Genomic DNA, 17413 nt, shown 5'->3' on the forward strand with positions numbered 1-17413 from the left:
TTAATCAAGGAATCGAATCCGTTAATACCCAGTCGATTGTCGCGACGTGCGTTCCTTTGATTTGCTGATTCAATGGAACATTCAATGTAATGTTGTCATTCGACCAAAGTGATCCGTCCGTCTCAGGTGATACATCAGTACCCAACCAAGATAGTAACCAAGAGTAAGGCGATCCAGCTGTCGACGTTAAAATATCTACTGCTTCACCACCCGCAAGCAATTCAATCGCGCTTGTCACGGGTGCCGTCGCCCCGACGTTATAGGTAGGTGTATTCACGATGCCTTCCGCTATCGATAATGATGCTCCAGGCAACGTGTTTTCCCCTCCACTCGTGAACGTATTCAGCTTGGCAGTAACCGTCCATTCAGACAACACGACACGCCGGTCTGTCACTTGTAAAAAGGGTTTTTCGTCAGTCGATTCAAAAATAGCATCACTTCCAAGAATTTCATGTGTCCCAAAGTTAAAATTTGGTGCATAATCTAATGTCAACGGTCCTGTATTACCGGTCGGTGTGTTTTCACCCTTACCTGGGTCAGGTGTGTACGAATCATCGGGATTGGCTGGATCCAGAATGTCAGGTGCTTTATTCGTCTCAAAAGTGATGGTCGCGGTTGAACTTCCTGACGACGTTTCTGCAAATACGAGGGACGGTCCACCTAGTAGTAGTGCACTAGCAAACAATGAAGTAACGGTTGACTGTTTTTTCATTCAAATCTCCCCTTCTCATGGTGCATTAACTAATGTCCATTGAATTTGCGTCTGATACGTAGTAGCTCGTGGTCGTTTCCCTGTCAAATCGAGAATGATTCCTTCACTTGGTCCATACGTCAAAATTGTTGATGTCGCTCCCATTTTCCCGGATGCAATTTCGCTATCAATGGTTTGTAACGTTTGATTTGTCGCACCGACTTTAAAGAGCAGCACGTCATCTAGTACATCACCTCCCTCGCTCGAGAGTGGTGCCGTCAACCTAGCGCGAAGTTTCCAATCATAATTCAAAGCATTTTGATGCGAGATTTCAATCGTCATCGCTGTTTTTCGATTGATTACACCTTCTCGCCCTCTAATTTCCTGTGTTCCAAAATCGAGAACTTCAGGTACTTTAAGGTTAAATACGGGACCGATTGTTAAAGTCGCCATTCCAAAACCACTATTTAAAACATCCAAATCGACTACACTACTCGTCAATGAACTTTCAAATGTATACACTGAATTTGTTCCGACCGGAAGTGGATTGACTTTGAAACTTAACGTAAAGATATCTTTTGATAAAAGTGAGAGTGCAAGCAAAGAACCGACTTCTGCATAAATTTGATTACCGTTTTGTTGAATCGAACTGGCCGGTACATTTGCAACCTTCGCGCCCAGCAATCCTGTATAGGAATAACTCAAACTGATTGTCCCTGCCTGAATCGATTGCATCACTTCCTGTGGGAGTTGAAAAATCACGTATTTGCTTCCTAATCCTAAACTCAAAACGGATTGCATATCCGCAGTCAACGTAATTTTCCTTTGCGCTGCTTCATAGGCGGCGGTCAGGTTGACCGATCCTACCAACGCGACATCGAGTGCTCCTCTTTGTTCTGCTTTTTCCGCTCCTTCGTCGACAGGTATTTCCTTATCCTCTAATGCAGGATTTTGTGACTTTGATGCAGTTGATGATTCATCCTCGGATTCTAGTGATTCTTTCTCTTCAGGTACTTGAGGATCTAGTGTCAGGGGTATGTCAGTCTCGGGTGTTGGGGACTCTTCCTCTTCTGGTGCTTGAGGTTCTGGTGTCGGGGGTATCTCAGTCTCGGGTGTTGGGGACTCTTCCTCTTCTGGTGCTTGAGGTTCTGGTGTCGGGGGTATCTCAGTCTCGGGTGTTGGGGACTCTTCCTCTTCTGGTGCTTGAGGTTCTGGTGTCAGGGGTATTTCACTCTCGGGTGTTGAAGATGCTTCCGGTGACGCAGGCTCTGCGTGATCAAGTTCGTCGTTTTCTGGTGGCACGACCGCTTGATCCTCACCTTTTGCCCTATCGTCTTCTTCCTTTTTTGCTTCTTCGTTGGATTCATTTTCTGCTTCATTCAAGGTGTTTTCACAATAATCGACTACATCGATTGCATTTTGGTCAGGTGGCGGTTGTGCTTCGAGAATGCTTACACATTCTTTTAACGTCGGATTACCTTTAATCGTAATCGAAGTTGCATTCGCTAAAGCGTGTGTGCCTGACAAGAAAATAATAAGCACTAATATTGTTGGGATAGATTGGATTGGAGATTTTTTTATCAACCACTACCTCCCCCTCCTAACGACCGATTACGATTAACTCATTCACGACTTACTTCAACAATTACCTTATAAACACTAAAATAAACCAATTATTTTACAATTTAAAAGATGTATCTTTCTTATTTTTTTCCTGAAATATGTTTATATGCTTGATATAACTCATTTATTCTCTCGTATCACTTTATCAAAATTATAATTTACTGTTTAAAATCTTCAAAAAAATACACCTTCCCATCGGAAGGTGTATTCCATTACTTATTCCTTCTCTGTTTCCTGATCCGGAAGCGGCAACTGCACCATGCTGCCCGATCCACTCACAAGTGGTGACTTTCCGTCCCACTTCTTGACAGCTTCATATTGAATCATTTCGGCAGTCAACGTTTTTTGAAGTTCCTTCTGTGCTTTCGCCAAACCTTGCGCTTCAATCAAACGCGCATCTGCTTCCCCTTGTGCCTCGACACGAAGTCGTTCTGCTTCAGCTTTGGCAATCGCGAGATCCGTTTTCTTCTTATCTAGCTCTTGTGAAGCTTTAACACGAGAATCGATGGCTTCTTGTGTTTTTTCATCTGGTTTCGGAGCACCGAGTGCAACGTCCTCAATGATGAAACCGATTTTTTTAACGTCTTCTGCAAATTGCGTTTGGATGCTCGTTGAAACATTTCCTGACTCTTCACCGAACAATTCGAGTACCGTTACTTTCGAAATTTGCTCTCGTGACGCATCATATAAACGTTGTTTCAAATAGCCATCTGCGATTTCATCGATATCGATCGGTCCGAACTTATTGAATACTTTCGTGACTTGATCGGGAGAGACTGCAAAACTGTACGTAAAGTCGACAACAATGTTCTTCCCGTCTTTTGTCGCGAGTGTCATATTGTCGAGCGACTTCGTTTGTGTCCGAATCGGATACTCCGTCACACGTGTGATCGGTGAAACGACGTGCCACCCTTGCGAAAGTGTTTCGTCCTGGACACCGCTTGACGGTTTGTAGACGACACCGACTTGCCCCGGTTCAATCTGTTCGACGATGAACGGTGTCATGGCAAGGAGTGCAACGACGATGACACCGGCGATGATCATCGCTGGGTTAATTCTTTTCTTTGGTTTGATTTCTCTCATTATGAGTCCCCTTTGTCAATTTTGTCTTGGATATATTTATACAGTTCGATTCCTAACAAGGCGATGAGTGCGAAAAACAGTAAGGTAAACAATGTTGCCATGATTTCTCATCCCTCCTTCATCCTGCCTCTTTAACTTATACGGTTGATTTCAGAAAATGTTTCATGACCATGGTTGCTTATTTTTAGAATCTGTCTTAACATGTAAAGAACTTTGTCCTTGAAACGAGCCGTATCATTTTGTGGTACACTCGTAACAGCACATCACACACTAGAAACGAGGGTTCATCTCTATATGATTACAGTACAAAACGTCGGCCTCCGCTTTGCGGACCGCAAATTATTCGAAGACGTCAACATCAAGTTCACACCAGGTAACTGTTACGGTCTGATTGGTGCGAACGGCGCCGGTAAATCGACTTTCCTCAAAATTCTTGCAGGAGACATCGAAGCACAACAAGGCGATGTCATCATCACACCGGGTGAGCGTCTTGGCGTACTCCGTCAGAACCACTATGAATATGAAGAGTTCCAAGTCATCGAAACCGTCATGATGGGACACAAACGTCTGTATGAAGTCATGAAAGAAAAAGATGCAATTTATATGAAAGAAAACTTCTCGGATGAAGACGGCATGCGTGCCGCTGAACTCGAAGGAGAATTCGCAGAAATGAATGGTTGGGAAGCTGAGTCTGAAGCTGCGATGCTCCTTCAAGGTCTCGGAATCAAAGAAAGCCTTCACACAAAAACAATGGCTGAATTAACAGGTGGAGAAAAAGTTAAAGTCTTGCTCGCGCAAGCGTTGTTCGGTAAGCCGGATATTCTGTTACTCGATGAGCCGACCAATGGTCTTGATTTGAAAGCTGTCAAATGGCTCGAAGAATTCCTGATCGGGTTTGAGAACACGGTCATCGTTATTTCCCACGACCGTCACTTCCTCAACAACGTCTGTACGCACATGGCCGATCTCGACTACGGGAAAATTCAACTCTATATCGGGAACTATGATTTCTGGTATGAGTCAAGCCAACTCGCTTCACGGATGGCTGGCGACCAAAACAAGAAAAAAGAAGAAAAAATTAAAGAACTTCAAGCCTTCATCGCGCGTTTCAGCTCGAATGCTTCAAAAGCGAAACAAGCGACGTCACGGAAGAAGTTGCTCGATAAAATCACACTTGACGACATCCGTCCGTCATCACGCCGCTATCCGTTCGTCGGTTTCTCACCGGAACGTGAAATCGGAAACGATTTGTTGACGGTTGAAGGTCTCTCGAAGACAATCGATGGCGTCAAAGTCCTCGACAACGTCCGTTTCTCATTAAATAAAACAGACAAAGTGGCATTCATCAGCCAAAGCGATATCGCCATCACAACACTGTTTAAAATTTTGATGGGTGAAATGGAAGCAGACAGCGGGACATTCAAATGGGGTGTTACGACGTCACAATCGTACTTGCCAAAAGACAACTCGGAGTTCTTCGAAGGGTCTGACAAAACGATTCTCGATTGGTTGCGCCAATACTCACCAGCTGATGAAAGTGACACATTCCTCCGTGGTTTCCTCGGTCGGATGCTCTTCTCCGGAGAAGAAGTCATGAAAAAAGCGTCAGTCCTCTCTGGGGGAGAAAAAGTCCGTTGTATGTTATCGAAAGCGATGCTCAGTGGTTCAAACGTCCTCGTCCTTGACGATCCGACGAATCACTTAGACCTCGAATCAATCACAGCACTCAACGATGGCTTGATTGCTTACAAAGGTGCGATGCTCTTCAGCTCGCATGACCATCAGTTCGTCGAAACGATTGCGAACCGGATCATCGAACTCACACCAAACGGAATCGTCGATAAAGAAACGACGTACGATGAGTACCTCAACAACGATTCAATCCAACAACAATTGACTGCGTTATACGCACATTGATTTGTCGACTGTCCTCGTTAATCGGGGGCAGTTTTTTGTAAATACGTTTATATTTTTTTGTTAAGTATCATCTTCCTTACTTAAAAAGGTACGCCTATTCTCGCAGTAATCGAGAGTAAGCGTACCTTTTTATTCTTGGATTTGCTTCACTTCTTTTTCGAGCCGCTCGAGAAATCCTTTGACGATTTTCTCGTTTTCACGTTCTCCGCCTAACGATAAGAGACTGCGACCGACGAAGTTGACGCCTTCATTTTTCCCCGTGTAAATCAAACGGCAGCTCGTCGCATCAATTCGCTTCAGCGCAAACGACATCTCAAGGCGAAACATCTTCGCTAACGTAAAACCAATCGTATTTTGTTTATAGTCCGGTTCATTCGTATAAGCGAGATCGGTCACGATGTAGGTTTCAAGACGATTCCCTTGCATGTAGGTTTGCCGGTACGTCGATCCGACGACGCCCGGCTTACGTTCAATCACCTCATGCTGGACGACACCCGGAATGAGTCGTTGCAGTCGATCGTGATCAAACAGATGCCACGCCTGTTCGATTGGAATCGCAAGTACTTTTTCTTCACGCCACGTCACCATGACACCACCTCCTTTTAGTTTAAAAATACCCTGATGTCCGTCGTTCTAACGCTCGACTCCGGCACAATCAGGGTATTTTTCTTACTTCAAGTGGTTTTTGATGTTCACTTCACGGTTTGACGTTCTAACGCATGACCAAGGAATGTTGCGAGTTCCAGCATCCCGAACTTCCCAGCTGCCGCTTCAGCGTCCGAATTGTAATTCGTATTCGTATTGACGTCGTACGTATAAATCGTCCCGTCTGCATCCTTGATGAACTCAATCCCGGCGACCGCGATTTTATTTTCTTGCAGGAACGCTTCATACTGGGCGATGATCGGGTCATCGAACCCGTCGACAATTTGGAATTTCATCGGTGTCTCTGCCGCCTCTTCTCCGACCGGGCAGAACAAATCATCGATGACACAAGCATCCGCGGGGCAGAGCTCGAATCCTTCCGACGTATCGACACGGACCGCATAGACGAACTTACCACCGACGAATTCACAACGCGTAATGTAGGGTTCAGGTGCTTGAATGTACTCTTGAATCAACGTGATGCCGTCGACCGGCTCATCGAATGTCGGTCCGTCAAGATACGTCTCGAGTGCTTCAATCGAGTGGAACAATTGAACGCCGAGTCCTTTACCGGCACGATTGTGTTTCGTGATGAACGACGATACTCCGATGTTTTGAGCGGCTTGGACGATTTGATCACGTCCGACGGCTGCCGTCGTTTTCGGAACACGGATACCTGCTTTTCGTAAGGCGGTGTATTGGTTGACCTTACTGACCTCGAGTCGTAACGCACGAGTTCCGTTGAAAACGGTCCGGTCATGTTCTTCGAGCCAAGCGAGGACCCCTTCCGTCAATTCTGGTGCATAGCGGTGCCCGCGCGTATGGGACGAGGCACTCATCCGGCTGTAAAAAACGCCTTCCGGTGGTGTTTCATCGAGTGGGACGACCCCTTCGTTGAGGTGCCACTGTTCATACGGTAAGTTGAGTTCCTCGAGTCGCTTGATTAAATGATCCGTCCATTCCTGATTTTCGTGTAAGATATGAATTTTCGTCATTTTAGTTGACCTACCTTTCGTTTCGCTTCGACGCGTGGCATGACCTCGCGGGCAAAGCGTTCCATTTCTTCGAGTTGCGGAGAAAATTGAAGCAAGAGCAATGTCACGCCGACTGCTTCAAATTCAAGAATCCGTTCTGCGATTTGATCCGGCGTCCCAATCAAGTTCGGACGCAGTCCCCGGTTTGAGACCGAATAGTCATTTCGTTTGACCTGTTGTTCGAGTTGCGATTTACTGACGAAGTCGTCATATCCGGCATATCCGGCACCGTCTTCCTTGACGTTCGTAATCCGGCGCCATTCTTCGAGCGCCGCTTCTTCCGTCTCGCGACAGATGATATAGGCCGCCAGTCCGAAACTCGCAAGCGGCTGTTTCCCGGTCACCGCGCGGCGGGTTTTCATATCCGTAATTTTCGTCGCGACTTCATCGACCGTTCCTCCATGCATGACATAGGCATCACAGTGATTGACGATCGTCTGTTTCCCCGTCTCACTCTCACCACCAGCGTAGAGCTTGATTTCGGGACGCTGAACGGGTTTCGGGTGAAGCTCTGCCCGTTCCAGCTGATAGTAGTCCCCATCAAAACTATAGGGTGATGCGTCCGCCCATAATCCTTTCATGACCGTCACGAATTCTTCCGTCCGGGCATATCGTTCGTCATGGGCTGTAAATATCCCATTGTACTGACGGGCTTCTTCCTCCCACCAGGCCGAGACGACGTTGAGCGTGAAGCGTCCATTACTCAGCTGATCGATGTTCGCCGCCATCTTTGCTGTCGTCGCCGGATTATGAAAACCGGGCCGGACGGCTGTCATGATTTCCAACCGTTCCGTTGTCGCCGCGATGGCCGCTGCCGTCGTCCACGCCTCAAGACTCGGTTCGGCTATTCCTTTAATGTCGTTTAAGTTCAATTCTGCAATCAATGTCGTAGAAAAGCCAATCCGTTCTGCCGTCTGTGCGACTTGTTTCGCATAATCGAATGTCGCTGGCATTTGTTCATCCTCGACGTTTCGTAACCAACCTCCGAAGATTGGTAACCAAAATCCGTATTCCATCCCCTGTGCCCCCTTTTTGCATAAAAAAATCGCTCTTTTCGTTTAGAAAAGAGCGACGAATGTCTACTGTCGGCTCTTATCTTCAAAGGAATAAATTCCTCTTGGAAGTAGCACCTTCCGCTCATGCGGGGTTGCTGAAGTGTCGTCGGGCCAGTCCCTCGACTTCTCGTGATAAGAATAATTGAAATTAGCGTACATCTTTTAGCAGAGTAAAGCAACCTTTAAACCTTCTTTTCCTATCGGAATTAAAAAACATTTGGAAAATCACTCTGTTTCTTGATACTTCTTTGTCTAGAAGCTAAAAACAGGAATTGCACATCGGTTTAAGATGGCAATCCCTGCTTTGTATGGTGCTGTTCAAAATCAATTCATTCTGGTGATACGAACGGTGAGTCATTGTGATTTGCATCCATCATGGCTGTCCGGTGACCAGTCGTCGAAACTTCTTCCCCACGCACGCGATCGTAGAACTTCGCGATTGTGACGCTGAAGTACGGGCCAATCCAGAGGAAACCGATTCCGATCGTAACAATTCCGAGCAAGAACCAACCGATGAACGAAAGGACGAGGAAAAACGCCTCTTTTTTGTGTCCATCCATCATTTGGCGTGAACGCGTAATGGCATCAAGGATGCCAATCGATGGTTCGTCCCGAATGATGTAATACGTCAACATGTAAGAGAATGACTTAATGATTCCTGGAATGATGAAAAGTAAGAACCATAGCCCTAAGAAAAAGGTTTGGACGATTGACACTCCAATGGCTTTCAAGAACATTTTGTACGGCTCAAACAAATCGGCGACTTTCGTCTGCTCGTCTCGGGCGACAGATAGGGCGAGCCATGACCATCCCATTGCAACCGGTAAGGTCAACACCGTCAAGAGCATACCAATCAAGTCGATAAATTGGAAATCCTCTTCGGGTGAGGACGCAAATCCGTTCGGAACGCCTTGAATGATTAAGAACAACAACATCATTAATGCCATGAAGCCCCATCGTCCCTGCAACGACTCGCGCGCTGCTAATTTTAATTGTTTTGACATCGAAAGATCCTCCTCAAAAATAAGTGCTACCTTTCTTTACGGTTTATTTTTGAGGAGGTTTCACTTTTTAACGCTCGTCTTTTAGTAAACGTTGGACCATTGCTTTTTCAAGTTGTTGCTGGCACGCCGTATACAAAGAGCGTCGTCCATCGAGTCGTTCAATCGCAAACGGAATATCGTGCTTTTTTGCTTGCACGAGAACATGTGCCGCTGCTGCGTGAGAAACCCGACTTTTGACGACGACGATCGCGTCCGTCTTTTTCGCGAGACAGGCGATTTTTTTCGCGGCTTGGGCGTCACCGCCAAGATGGATTAATTCGACTCCCGTCTCCGCAAAGAAGTCGCGGTAGACGGCGCGCTGTTGCTCATTACCGACGATGACGAGACGCATGCCGTCGTAGGAAGCAAAATCGAGTGCCGTTTTATCGACGAATTCGATTGGTTGACCGGGTAACGTCGTCGTATCGAGGCGTTCGAGCTGATGGGCTTTTTTCTCCCGGAGGCGCCGCTCTTTTTTGACTTTCTTCGCCTTCGGTTTCCGTTGCATCATCTTGTCGTAGCGTCCTGTTTTCGCCTGTTTATTTGCAGGTGACGCAGTGGCGGACTCGGGCGAACCATTCGATACGTCGCGTGCCGGTAATTCCGTCATGGTCGGTACTTCATAATGAAATGCGTGTTTCCAAACAATCGTCAATGTCTCCGGATGACCTTTCCACATGACGAGGTCGACGAGTTGACCTGCTTTCAGTTGGAAGAACCGCATGTCTTCGAGTGGTGTCGTGTAATAGAACGGTTTTCCCGTCTCATCTTGCAGTGGACCGTCAATCGTCGCTTCGATGATGCCATGGTTCTTGACGATACACTTTTCAAAAACGATTCGCTCTGCAAGTGGTTTTACTTGATCCGTCGCGACGACGGCTAAGATTTCAAGCGACGTCCGGCGCTCATCTTGATGTAGGACTTGGACACGGACTTCCATCCCATGCTCCAGGTTCCAGTCACGGATTTCTGTTTCTGAGACATGACTGTTTGGCCATTCCCGTAACGAGCCGCCCTTTAATTGCCGTTCGAACGTATAGGAATACCGTTGTTCGACAGTCCGTTCAACTTCTTCCTTCCGTTCCTGGATCATTTTGATCGGGAGGCTAGATGGTGTTTCCGGACATTCTACTAGTTTCGTCGTTGTTTGACGTGGCGCGTAGTACTGCGACAGCTGGACCCATTCATCGATTCCGTTGATTTCTTCAAGTAACAAACCCCAGTCGTCTGCTGTCTCGACGATGTTCAGTTTGCTTGTAACTAACTCCTTCGCTCGTTCGATTACGTGATGCATCATGTTAAAAACCCCTTTACTATTTTTTTAAACTATAGCAAGGTCAAGATGCTTCACCCGTGTAAAAAAACAACCGGGTATTTTTTTATTACGGGTTACGATTTAACTTCGACTGCGGAGTCGCCACTTCGGTATTTTTCGACGACGACAATCAAGACGGTAATGATGACGAGTAAGAACCAAGACGATAATTTGCCAAAATCGACAAGTGCCCAGCCCTCTTGCTGATGCGGATAGACCCAGCCCTTAAAAAAGGTGACGATGTTTTCCGCCAGCCAAATGAACCAGGCAATTAGTAAAAATGATAAGACAAGCGGGAGACGGTAAACCGTATCCTCTAGTCGGAAGTAGACCCACGATTTAAAGAAGACGACGATGACGAGTCCCATCAAGAACCACCGTAAATCGAGCATCCAGTGGTGCGTAAAAAAGTTTAAGTAAATCAAACTCCCGACAGCAAGTGCGAGGGTCGGACGTGGAAAGGACGTAAACCGAAGATCAAGTCGCCGAAACGCCTGACAGATGTAACTCGCGACACTGGCATACATGAAACCTGCGTAGAGCGGAACACCAAACACTTTCGAAACAGCGTCTTCCGGATAACTCCACGAGCCGACGTGGACTTTAAACAGCTCAAGTCCTAATCCGATGACGTGAAAAATAAGAATCAGCTTGAACTCTTCTTTCGTTTCATAACGAGTCACGAGTAAGGCGACTTGGACGAACAGACACCACAGTAACAGGATGTCATAACGGGCAATCGGTTCACTCGGCAAATAACGTGATAAGGCGAGTGCAGCAAAGATGGCTACTGGAAAGATACAACAGAGCGCTTCAAGATATGTAAAACGGATGAGATGGCGGATCAATCGCATCGACGTCCCTCCTCTTCTTTCTTTAAGTATACGAGACGTTCGCCGTACCTCCCTCCTTCTCAAGTTGGACATTCGACAATTTGTTGCTTCTGCTTTAGTCCACGAACGTGATACAGTTAACGAATACGTATCTTATTGAATCGAGGTGACACGCAACGATGTTCAAACGTTTCCATACGTCCTGGTTGCTGCGCGCAACGTTGAAGTGGTTCTTATTTTTAAGCGGTCTCTTTTTACTCGCCGTCGGTTCCTCCATCATGATCACCGCTAACCTCGGTGTCTCGACTTGGGATGTCCTGCATCTCGGTCTTCAAAACAAAACACCTTTGTCAGTCGGGACGGTCATTCTTCTCGTCGGTCTGCTGCTCGTCCTCGTCAAATACTTACTCGACCGGATTCGACCGCAAGTCGGGACACTCGTCAATGCAATTTTCGTCGGTGTCTTCATGAACCTCGTACTTGGTTCTCATTTGCTTCCGTCGTTTTCAGCTGTCTGGCTAAACGCTGTATGGCTCATCTTCGGTATTTTCATCATCGGCATGGGGGCAGGACTTTACGTCGCCGTCGGATACGGCGCCGGTCCACGTGACGGATTGACCTTGACGTTAGCGGATCGTTTCGGAACCTCAATCCGGATGATGCGGACAATCATGGAGATAACGGCATGTGGTCTCGGTTGGTTACTCGGTGGCCCCGTCTTTTTCGGGACCATCCTCTCGATCTTTTTGATTGGACCGTTTCTTCAATTTTGGTTAGTCTATTTCCGCCGGATGATTGCCGCAATCGATGCTGGGGTCGTTCGACCGAACGAACAAAAAATCAGCTGAGCCGCCTGACTCGATATCGTTTCGAAAGAAATGGTATCTTTTTTTGTGGATGAAGCAGATTAGTTGCACCTGTAAAAAATACACGTTATATTCGTTTACATATCAATCTTTGATACGTCAAAGGTTTCTTGGGACGAAGGGAAGGATGTGATGATTTGAGTATTTCTTGTACGGAAAAAGGACGCCTCATTTATGCGCTCGTCTCGGTCAATAAGACGATTGCGCAAAAATTTGATTTATGTACAGATGGCTTCAGTCAGACTCGGATGGACTTACTAGCCCAACTCGAGGTCGGAAAGACAATTAGTCAAAAAGAATTGCAGCAACGCGTCAATGTCGACAACGCTGCCGTGACGCGACATTTAAAACATCTCGAAACGAACGGAATGATTCAACGTGTCCGTTCTGAGAGCGATAACCGTGTCATCCTCGTCTCATTAACTGCAGAGGGTGCCACGCGTATCACACAATTGCGCCAGCAAAAAGATGACTTCTTGGAAAGTCTGTTAACCGGCTTTACTGAAGAAGAACAAGATCAACTCGCACAAATGATTCAGCGCATTGAAGATAACGCGTTAACATTACCTAAAACTACTGCACGATAAAAAAGGAGAGCTTACTCATGACAACACAAACATCTACTGACTTTATGGAAATCGTAAAAGGCCGTCGTTCAATCCGCAACTACGACACGGACGTAAAAATCTCAAAAGAAGAAATGACACAAATTCTTGAAGAAGCAACACTCGCACCGTCTTCAGTCAACATGCAACCATGGCGTTTCCTCGTCATCGACAGCGAAGAAGGAAAAGCGACGCTCGCTCCACTCGCGAAGTTCAACCAAGTCCAAGTCGAGACATCATCTGCTGTCATCGCTGTCTTCGGTGACATGAACGCCATCGATCAACTCGAAAACATTTACGATACGGCCGTCGCACAAGGACTTATGCCGCAAGAAGTCCGCGATCGTCAAGTTCCGGCAATCAAAGGTATGTATGAAAACGTTCCTGCTAGTGCACTTAAAGACAGCATCTTGATCGACTCAGGTCTTGCTTCCATGCAATTGATGCTCGTCGCTCGCGCACACGGTTACGATACGAACCCGATCGGTGGATACGAAAAAGATCAAATCGCTGAAGCTTTCGGCATGGATAAAGATCGTTATGTACCAGTCATGCTCCTTTCAATCGGGAAAGCTGTTGATGCAGGATACCCATCAGTCCGTCTTCCAATCAACGATATCGCAGACTGGAAATAAGTTCGATTCGCTTCATCAAAAAATAGAGAACACAACAAGGGAGATTGAATACTATGACAACTCAAACAACTACTGACTTTATGGAAATCGTAAAAGGCCGTCGCTCAATCCGCAACTACGACACGGACGTAAAAATCTCAAAAGAAGAAATGACACAAATTCTTGAAGAAGCAACACTCGCACCGTCTTCCGTCAACATGCAACCATGGCGTTTCCTCGTCATCGACAGCGAAGAAGGAAAAGCGACACTCGCTCCACTCGCGAAGTTCAACCAAGTCCAAGTCGAGACATCATCTGCTGTCATCGCTGTGTTCGGCGACATGAATGCGGTTGATAGCATCGATACAATCTACGACATGGCTGTTGAAAAAGGGCTTATGCCGCAAGAAGTCCGCGATCGCCAAGTACCAGCAATTAAAGGATTCTACAGCCCAGAAGATACAGACACACTTCGTGACAGCATCTTGATCGACTCCGGTCTTGTTTCCATGCAATTGATGCTCGTCGCTCGTGCGCACGGTTACGATACGAACCCAATCGGTGGGTACGAAAAAGATCAAATCGCTGAAGCTTTCGGCATGGATAAAGATCGTTACCTCCCTGTCATGCTCCTTTCAATCGGGAAAGCCGTTGACGCAGGATATCCATCAGTCCGTCTTCCAATCAACGACATCACAGATTGGAAATAAGCAATCCGCACGACGAAGAGAGCACCTCGTTTTAACGGGGTGCTCCGACTGTAGACAAAGTTCTATCGGGAGATAAAAGCGTCTTTTTTCGTTGCTTTCCTCGGGCGAGGCGGAAGCCGTTGCTCCTTGATCCTCACGGACAATGAGCAGGGTCTTGCCTGCCTCTGAACGTGCGTTAAAAACGCACTTTTCCCCGTAGGAGTCCACAGAAAAATGACGCTTTTTAGGTAACGTCGTGACGCAAAGCCGGGATGGCAGACGGTTTAGAGCGCAATCCGTCTCGAATCGCTTAGAACCGCGAAAAGCAATCGGTCGCGACCCTGCAGCTTTGCTGTAGCGGCGCGGAAGATTGCCGCTTTGAAGACGAGGCGTGACAGGGAAGCGCAAACGGATTGCCTCTCGATATAACATGTTCACGCTTCATAAGCGTTTGTCTACACGCTGAGCACCTCGTTTTACGGGGTGCTTTTTTTGCTATATTCCTGTCCCTCCTCTGCATTTAAGTTCAATTCGGCTCAATCCTTTTGTATACTGAACGAAAAAGGAGCGGATGCAGGTGTATGACGTAACGATCATCGGCGCAGGTGTCGCCGGAATTTTTCTGGCACACGAACTCGTACAGGACGGACAATCCGTCTTAGTGATTGACGCCGGAAAACCGTTAGCCGAAAGAACCGTGACAGACGCTTACCTCGGCTTTGGCGGACTCGGTAAATCAGAAGGAAAATACAATTATTCAACAGAGTTCGGGGGCGAACTGGAACAAAAGTTAGGTCCGGAAGCGACACTTCGCTTAATGCAACAAGTCGATGCTGTCCTGTGTCAGTACGGAGCACTGGAGGTCCCTTTGTATTCCACTCATAATGCGTCATTTGCGGCGCGTGCTGAAGACGCTGGTTTACATACAATCGAGACGTTCGTCCGTCATCTCGGAACTTCACTTACGAAACAGGTACTCGCCCGACTGGAGGACATGTTGATGCAGACGGTCACGTTCCGCTTTTCGACGCAAGTCGAACAGATACAGAAGCAAGCGGATACTACATTCACACTCAAAACAGCGTCAGAGACGTTCTCGAGCCGACGAGTCGTGCTTGCGACCGGACGTTCCGGAACGGACTGGATGCGCCAGCAGCTAAAGCAGCTCGGTCTGGTGCAAACGAAAACACGACTCGACCTCGGGATTCGGATTGAAATGGATGAAACGCCTTTTCGGACTGTATTACAGGACACGTTCGAAACGAAACTGGCATACGCATCTGACGCTGGAACGGCCGTCACCTACTGCATGAATCCGACCGGTCGGATCATCCGCAAATATCAAGAAGGTCTCGTCATGCCGGACGGACAAAATTTCCGCGAACAGACGACGGGAACGGCAAATTTAAACTTCACGTTGTTTTTACCACGCTATTTCGATACGTTGACCGCAGCGAATCAATTTGCGACTTCAGTCATCGGACAAATCAACCAGGGGTCGGACCGGATTGTCGTCCAACGTCTCGGTGACTTGCTTGCCGGTGTAGCTTCTACAGCAACCGGAATCGCTCACAATCAAGTCGTCCCGACGCTCGAAGCAACACCAGGAAACCTGCTCGACGAGGTCCCGGACACCGATCTCACCGTGTTACTCGGATTTTTCGAGCGGCTCGAACGTTTGCTCGAAACTCCGCTCTCCCCTGATACATTGCTTTACGGAATGGACGGGAAGTTTTACGCTCCGGTCCTCGCGACCTCCCGCGACTTCGAAACAGACATCACGGGACTGTATGCAATCGGGGATTGTTCCGGCGCGACCCATTCGCTTTCGCAAGCAGCGGCGAGCGGTCTCCACCTCGGACAAGTCTTACAGCAAAAAACAGCCGTTTCGGGAGAGTAAAGCTCTCTCAAAACGGCTGTTTTTCATTCAGTTCTTATTTTTTAAACGCTTCATATACTTTCAGTTGTTTCCCTTTGACCTTCGTCGTCTTCATCGCGCGTAAGACGAGTGGTCCTTTACCGTTCAGAATCTCGACATACGTTACCGTATCTTGAATCGTGATGATCCCGATATCCTGAGCAGTCATCCCTTCGATTTTCGCAATCGTTCCGACAAAATCAACGGCCCGAAGTTTCTTTTTCTTCCCGCCATTGAAATAGAGCTTCATGATGTCAGCGTTCAGTTGTTGTGTTTTTGATGTGCGGACATCCGTCGTCTTGATTTTCTCTTCGAACGCATCTGCCGTCCGAATCAATTCACGTTCCGTCGGTGCTTGACGTTTTTCGATTGCTTCGCCACGGTACTGTTCGACTTCACGAAGACGGCGCATATCCGCTTCCGTCACGAGGCTGATTGCTTTCCCCATTGCGCCCGCACGCCCTGTCCGACCCGTACGGTGCACATAACTTTCTTTTTCGACCGGCATGTCGTACTGGATGACGTGGGTGATGTTTTCGATGTCAATTCCACGTGCTGCGACGTCTGTCGCGACCAAGTAACGGAATTCGCCTGCACGGAATGCCTTCATGACCGCAAGGCGCTCGTCCTGTTCCATCCCGCCGTGAATTTTCTCGACCGGATACTCCATCGCCGTCAGTCCTTGGGCGACAAAATCGACATGTTCTTTCGTCCGGCAGAAAATCATACAACGGTCCGGATTTTCGACGACCGTGACGTCTTTCAGGATTGCGAATTTCGTCTTATCGGTTACAGAAATATAACTGTGATCGATTTGAGCGATTTCGGTTGCATTTGTCGTGATTTCGACCTCTTTCGGCGACTGCATGTAACGTTCGCTCAGCTTGTGAATGTCTTGCGGGAACGTCGCTGAGAACAACATCGTCGTCCGTTGTGTCGGCAGTTGTTTTAAAATCGTATCGACTTGCTCGAGGAAGCCCATGTTCAGCATCTCATCCGCTTCATCCAGGACAAGGTATTTGACCTTTTCAAGCGAAAGTGTCCCTCGCTCGAGGTGATCGAGCACACGACCTGGTGTTCCGACGACGATATGGGTCTTCTGTTTTAATTCCGTGACCTGACCACGGAACGGCTGTTTCCCGAAAACGGCTGTCGCTTTAATCCGCTTGTAACGCCCGATGTTCATCACGTCTTCTGTGACTTGCAGCGCCAGTTCACGCGTCGGTGTCAAAATTAGCGCTTGTGGTTTATTTTCTTCCCACTCGACGAGTTCACAGAGTGGAATGCCGAACGATGCCGTTTTCCCGCTTCCTGTGCGTGATTTGACGATGATATCTTTTTCAGACAAGGCGACCGGAATGACGGCTTGTTGGACATCCGTCGGCGTATGGTAACCAAGTTGTTCAATCGCTTCTAAAATTGGTGAACTGAGTTGAAAATCAGTGAATGGTTTTTTTGGCATGTGAATCCCTCATTTATTAT

General features: G+C 47.4%; 16 protein-coding genes and 1 riboswitch. Of the genes, 6 read left to right on the plus strand and 10 right to left on the minus strand.

Annotated elements, in window-relative coordinates:
- Positions 1-4: 4 nt before the first annotated feature.
- The 3 genes from A0126_RS14460 to A0126_RS14470 all read right to left on the minus strand — a co-directional run bounded on the left by A0126_RS14460 (position 5) and on the right by A0126_RS14470 (position 3397).
- Positions 5-712, minus strand: coding sequence for a WxL domain-containing protein (locus A0126_RS14460; protein ID WP_088838226.1), 708 nt, complete (start codon positions 710-712; stop codon positions 5-7).
- A 15-nt stretch (positions 713-727) separates the two neighbouring features.
- Positions 728-2275, minus strand: coding sequence for a hypothetical protein (locus tag A0126_RS14465; protein ID WP_088838227.1), 1548 nt, complete (start codon positions 2273-2275; stop codon positions 728-730).
- A gap of 255 nt (positions 2276-2530) precedes the next feature.
- On the minus strand, positions 2531-3397 hold the full coding sequence (locus A0126_RS14470; protein ID WP_088838228.1) for a prohibitin family protein: 867 nt from the start codon (positions 3395-3397) through the stop codon (positions 2531-2533).
- Between the two features lie 294 nt (positions 3398-3691).
- Here A0126_RS14470 and A0126_RS14475 point away from each other — a divergent pair, with 294 nt between their 5' ends.
- On the plus strand, positions 3692-5314 hold the full coding sequence (locus A0126_RS14475) for an ABC-F family ATP-binding cassette domain-containing protein (RefSeq protein ID WP_088838229.1): 1623 nt from the start codon (positions 3692-3694) through the stop codon (positions 5312-5314).
- Positions 5315-5443: 129 nt separating this feature from the next.
- Here A0126_RS14475 and A0126_RS14480 read toward each other — a convergent pair whose 3' ends face one another.
- From A0126_RS14480 to A0126_RS14505, 6 genes are all read right to left on the minus strand, one after another.
- Positions 5444-5902 carry an SRPBCC family protein gene (locus A0126_RS14480; RefSeq protein WP_088838230.1) on the minus strand — a complete coding sequence of 153 codons (459 nt, stop codon included), beginning with the start codon at positions 5900-5902 and terminating at the stop codon, positions 5444-5446.
- A 104-nt stretch (positions 5903-6006) separates the two neighbouring features.
- Positions 6007-6954 (minus strand): ATP-grasp domain-containing protein, encoded by a 948-nt coding sequence (locus A0126_RS14485; protein WP_088838231.1) that lies wholly within the window; start codon positions 6952-6954, stop codon positions 6007-6009.
- Complete coding sequence (locus A0126_RS14490) at positions 6951-8009, minus strand: LLM class flavin-dependent oxidoreductase (protein ID WP_088838232.1); 1059 nt, start codon at positions 8007-8009, stop codon at positions 6951-6953. The genes A0126_RS14485 and A0126_RS14490 overlap by 4 nt, the downstream gene beginning before the upstream one ends.
- Positions 8010-8082: 73 nt before the next feature.
- Positions 8083-8187, minus strand: a riboswitch (SAM riboswitch).
- Positions 8188-8377: 190 nt separating this feature from the next.
- Complete coding sequence (locus A0126_RS14495) at positions 8378-9052, minus strand: DUF975 family protein (protein WP_088838233.1); 675 nt, start codon at positions 9050-9052, stop codon at positions 8378-8380.
- 67 nt (positions 9053-9119) lie between these two features.
- A complete protein-coding gene (locus A0126_RS14500) occupies positions 9120-10388 on the minus strand; it encodes a DUF2325 domain-containing protein (protein WP_088838234.1) in 1269 nt (422 codons plus the stop codon).
- 92 nt (positions 10389-10480) lie between these two features.
- Positions 10481-11260, minus strand: coding sequence for a DUF817 domain-containing protein (locus A0126_RS14505; protein WP_088838235.1), 780 nt, complete (start codon positions 11258-11260; stop codon positions 10481-10483).
- 158 nt (positions 11261-11418) lie between these two features.
- Between A0126_RS14505 and A0126_RS14510 the strand changes: the two genes are divergently transcribed.
- The 5 genes from A0126_RS14510 to A0126_RS14530 all read left to right on the plus strand — a co-directional run bounded on the left by A0126_RS14510 (position 11419) and on the right by A0126_RS14530 (position 15913).
- Complete coding sequence (locus tag A0126_RS14510; RefSeq protein WP_088838236.1) at positions 11419-12087, plus strand: YczE/YyaS/YitT family protein; 669 nt, start codon at positions 11419-11421, stop codon at positions 12085-12087.
- 155 nt (positions 12088-12242) lie between these two features.
- Positions 12243-12692, plus strand: a complete 450-nt coding sequence (locus tag A0126_RS14515) for a MarR family winged helix-turn-helix transcriptional regulator (protein WP_239456778.1) — start codon at positions 12243-12245, stop codon at positions 12690-12692.
- 17 nt (positions 12693-12709) lie between these two features.
- Positions 12710-13345 (plus strand): nitroreductase family protein, encoded by a 636-nt coding sequence (locus A0126_RS14520; RefSeq protein WP_088838238.1) that lies wholly within the window; start codon positions 12710-12712, stop codon positions 13343-13345.
- Positions 13346-13398: 53 nt separating this feature from the next.
- Positions 13399-14034 (plus strand): nitroreductase family protein, encoded by a 636-nt coding sequence (locus A0126_RS14525; protein ID WP_029332098.1) that lies wholly within the window; start codon positions 13399-13401, stop codon positions 14032-14034.
- Between the two features lie 556 nt (positions 14035-14590).
- On the plus strand, positions 14591-15913 hold the full coding sequence (locus A0126_RS14530) for an NAD(P)/FAD-dependent oxidoreductase (protein ID WP_088838239.1): 1323 nt from the start codon (positions 14591-14593) through the stop codon (positions 15911-15913).
- A 34-nt stretch (positions 15914-15947) separates the two neighbouring features.
- Here the strand turns inward: A0126_RS14530 and A0126_RS14535 are convergent, their stop codons facing one another.
- Positions 15948-17393 carry a DEAD/DEAH box helicase gene (locus A0126_RS14535; RefSeq protein WP_088838240.1) on the minus strand — a complete coding sequence of 482 codons (1446 nt, stop codon included), beginning with the start codon at positions 17391-17393 and terminating at the stop codon, positions 15948-15950.
- Positions 17394-17413: the final 20 nt, after the last annotated feature.

The organism is Exiguobacterium sp. N4-1P, from assembly GCF_002214325.1.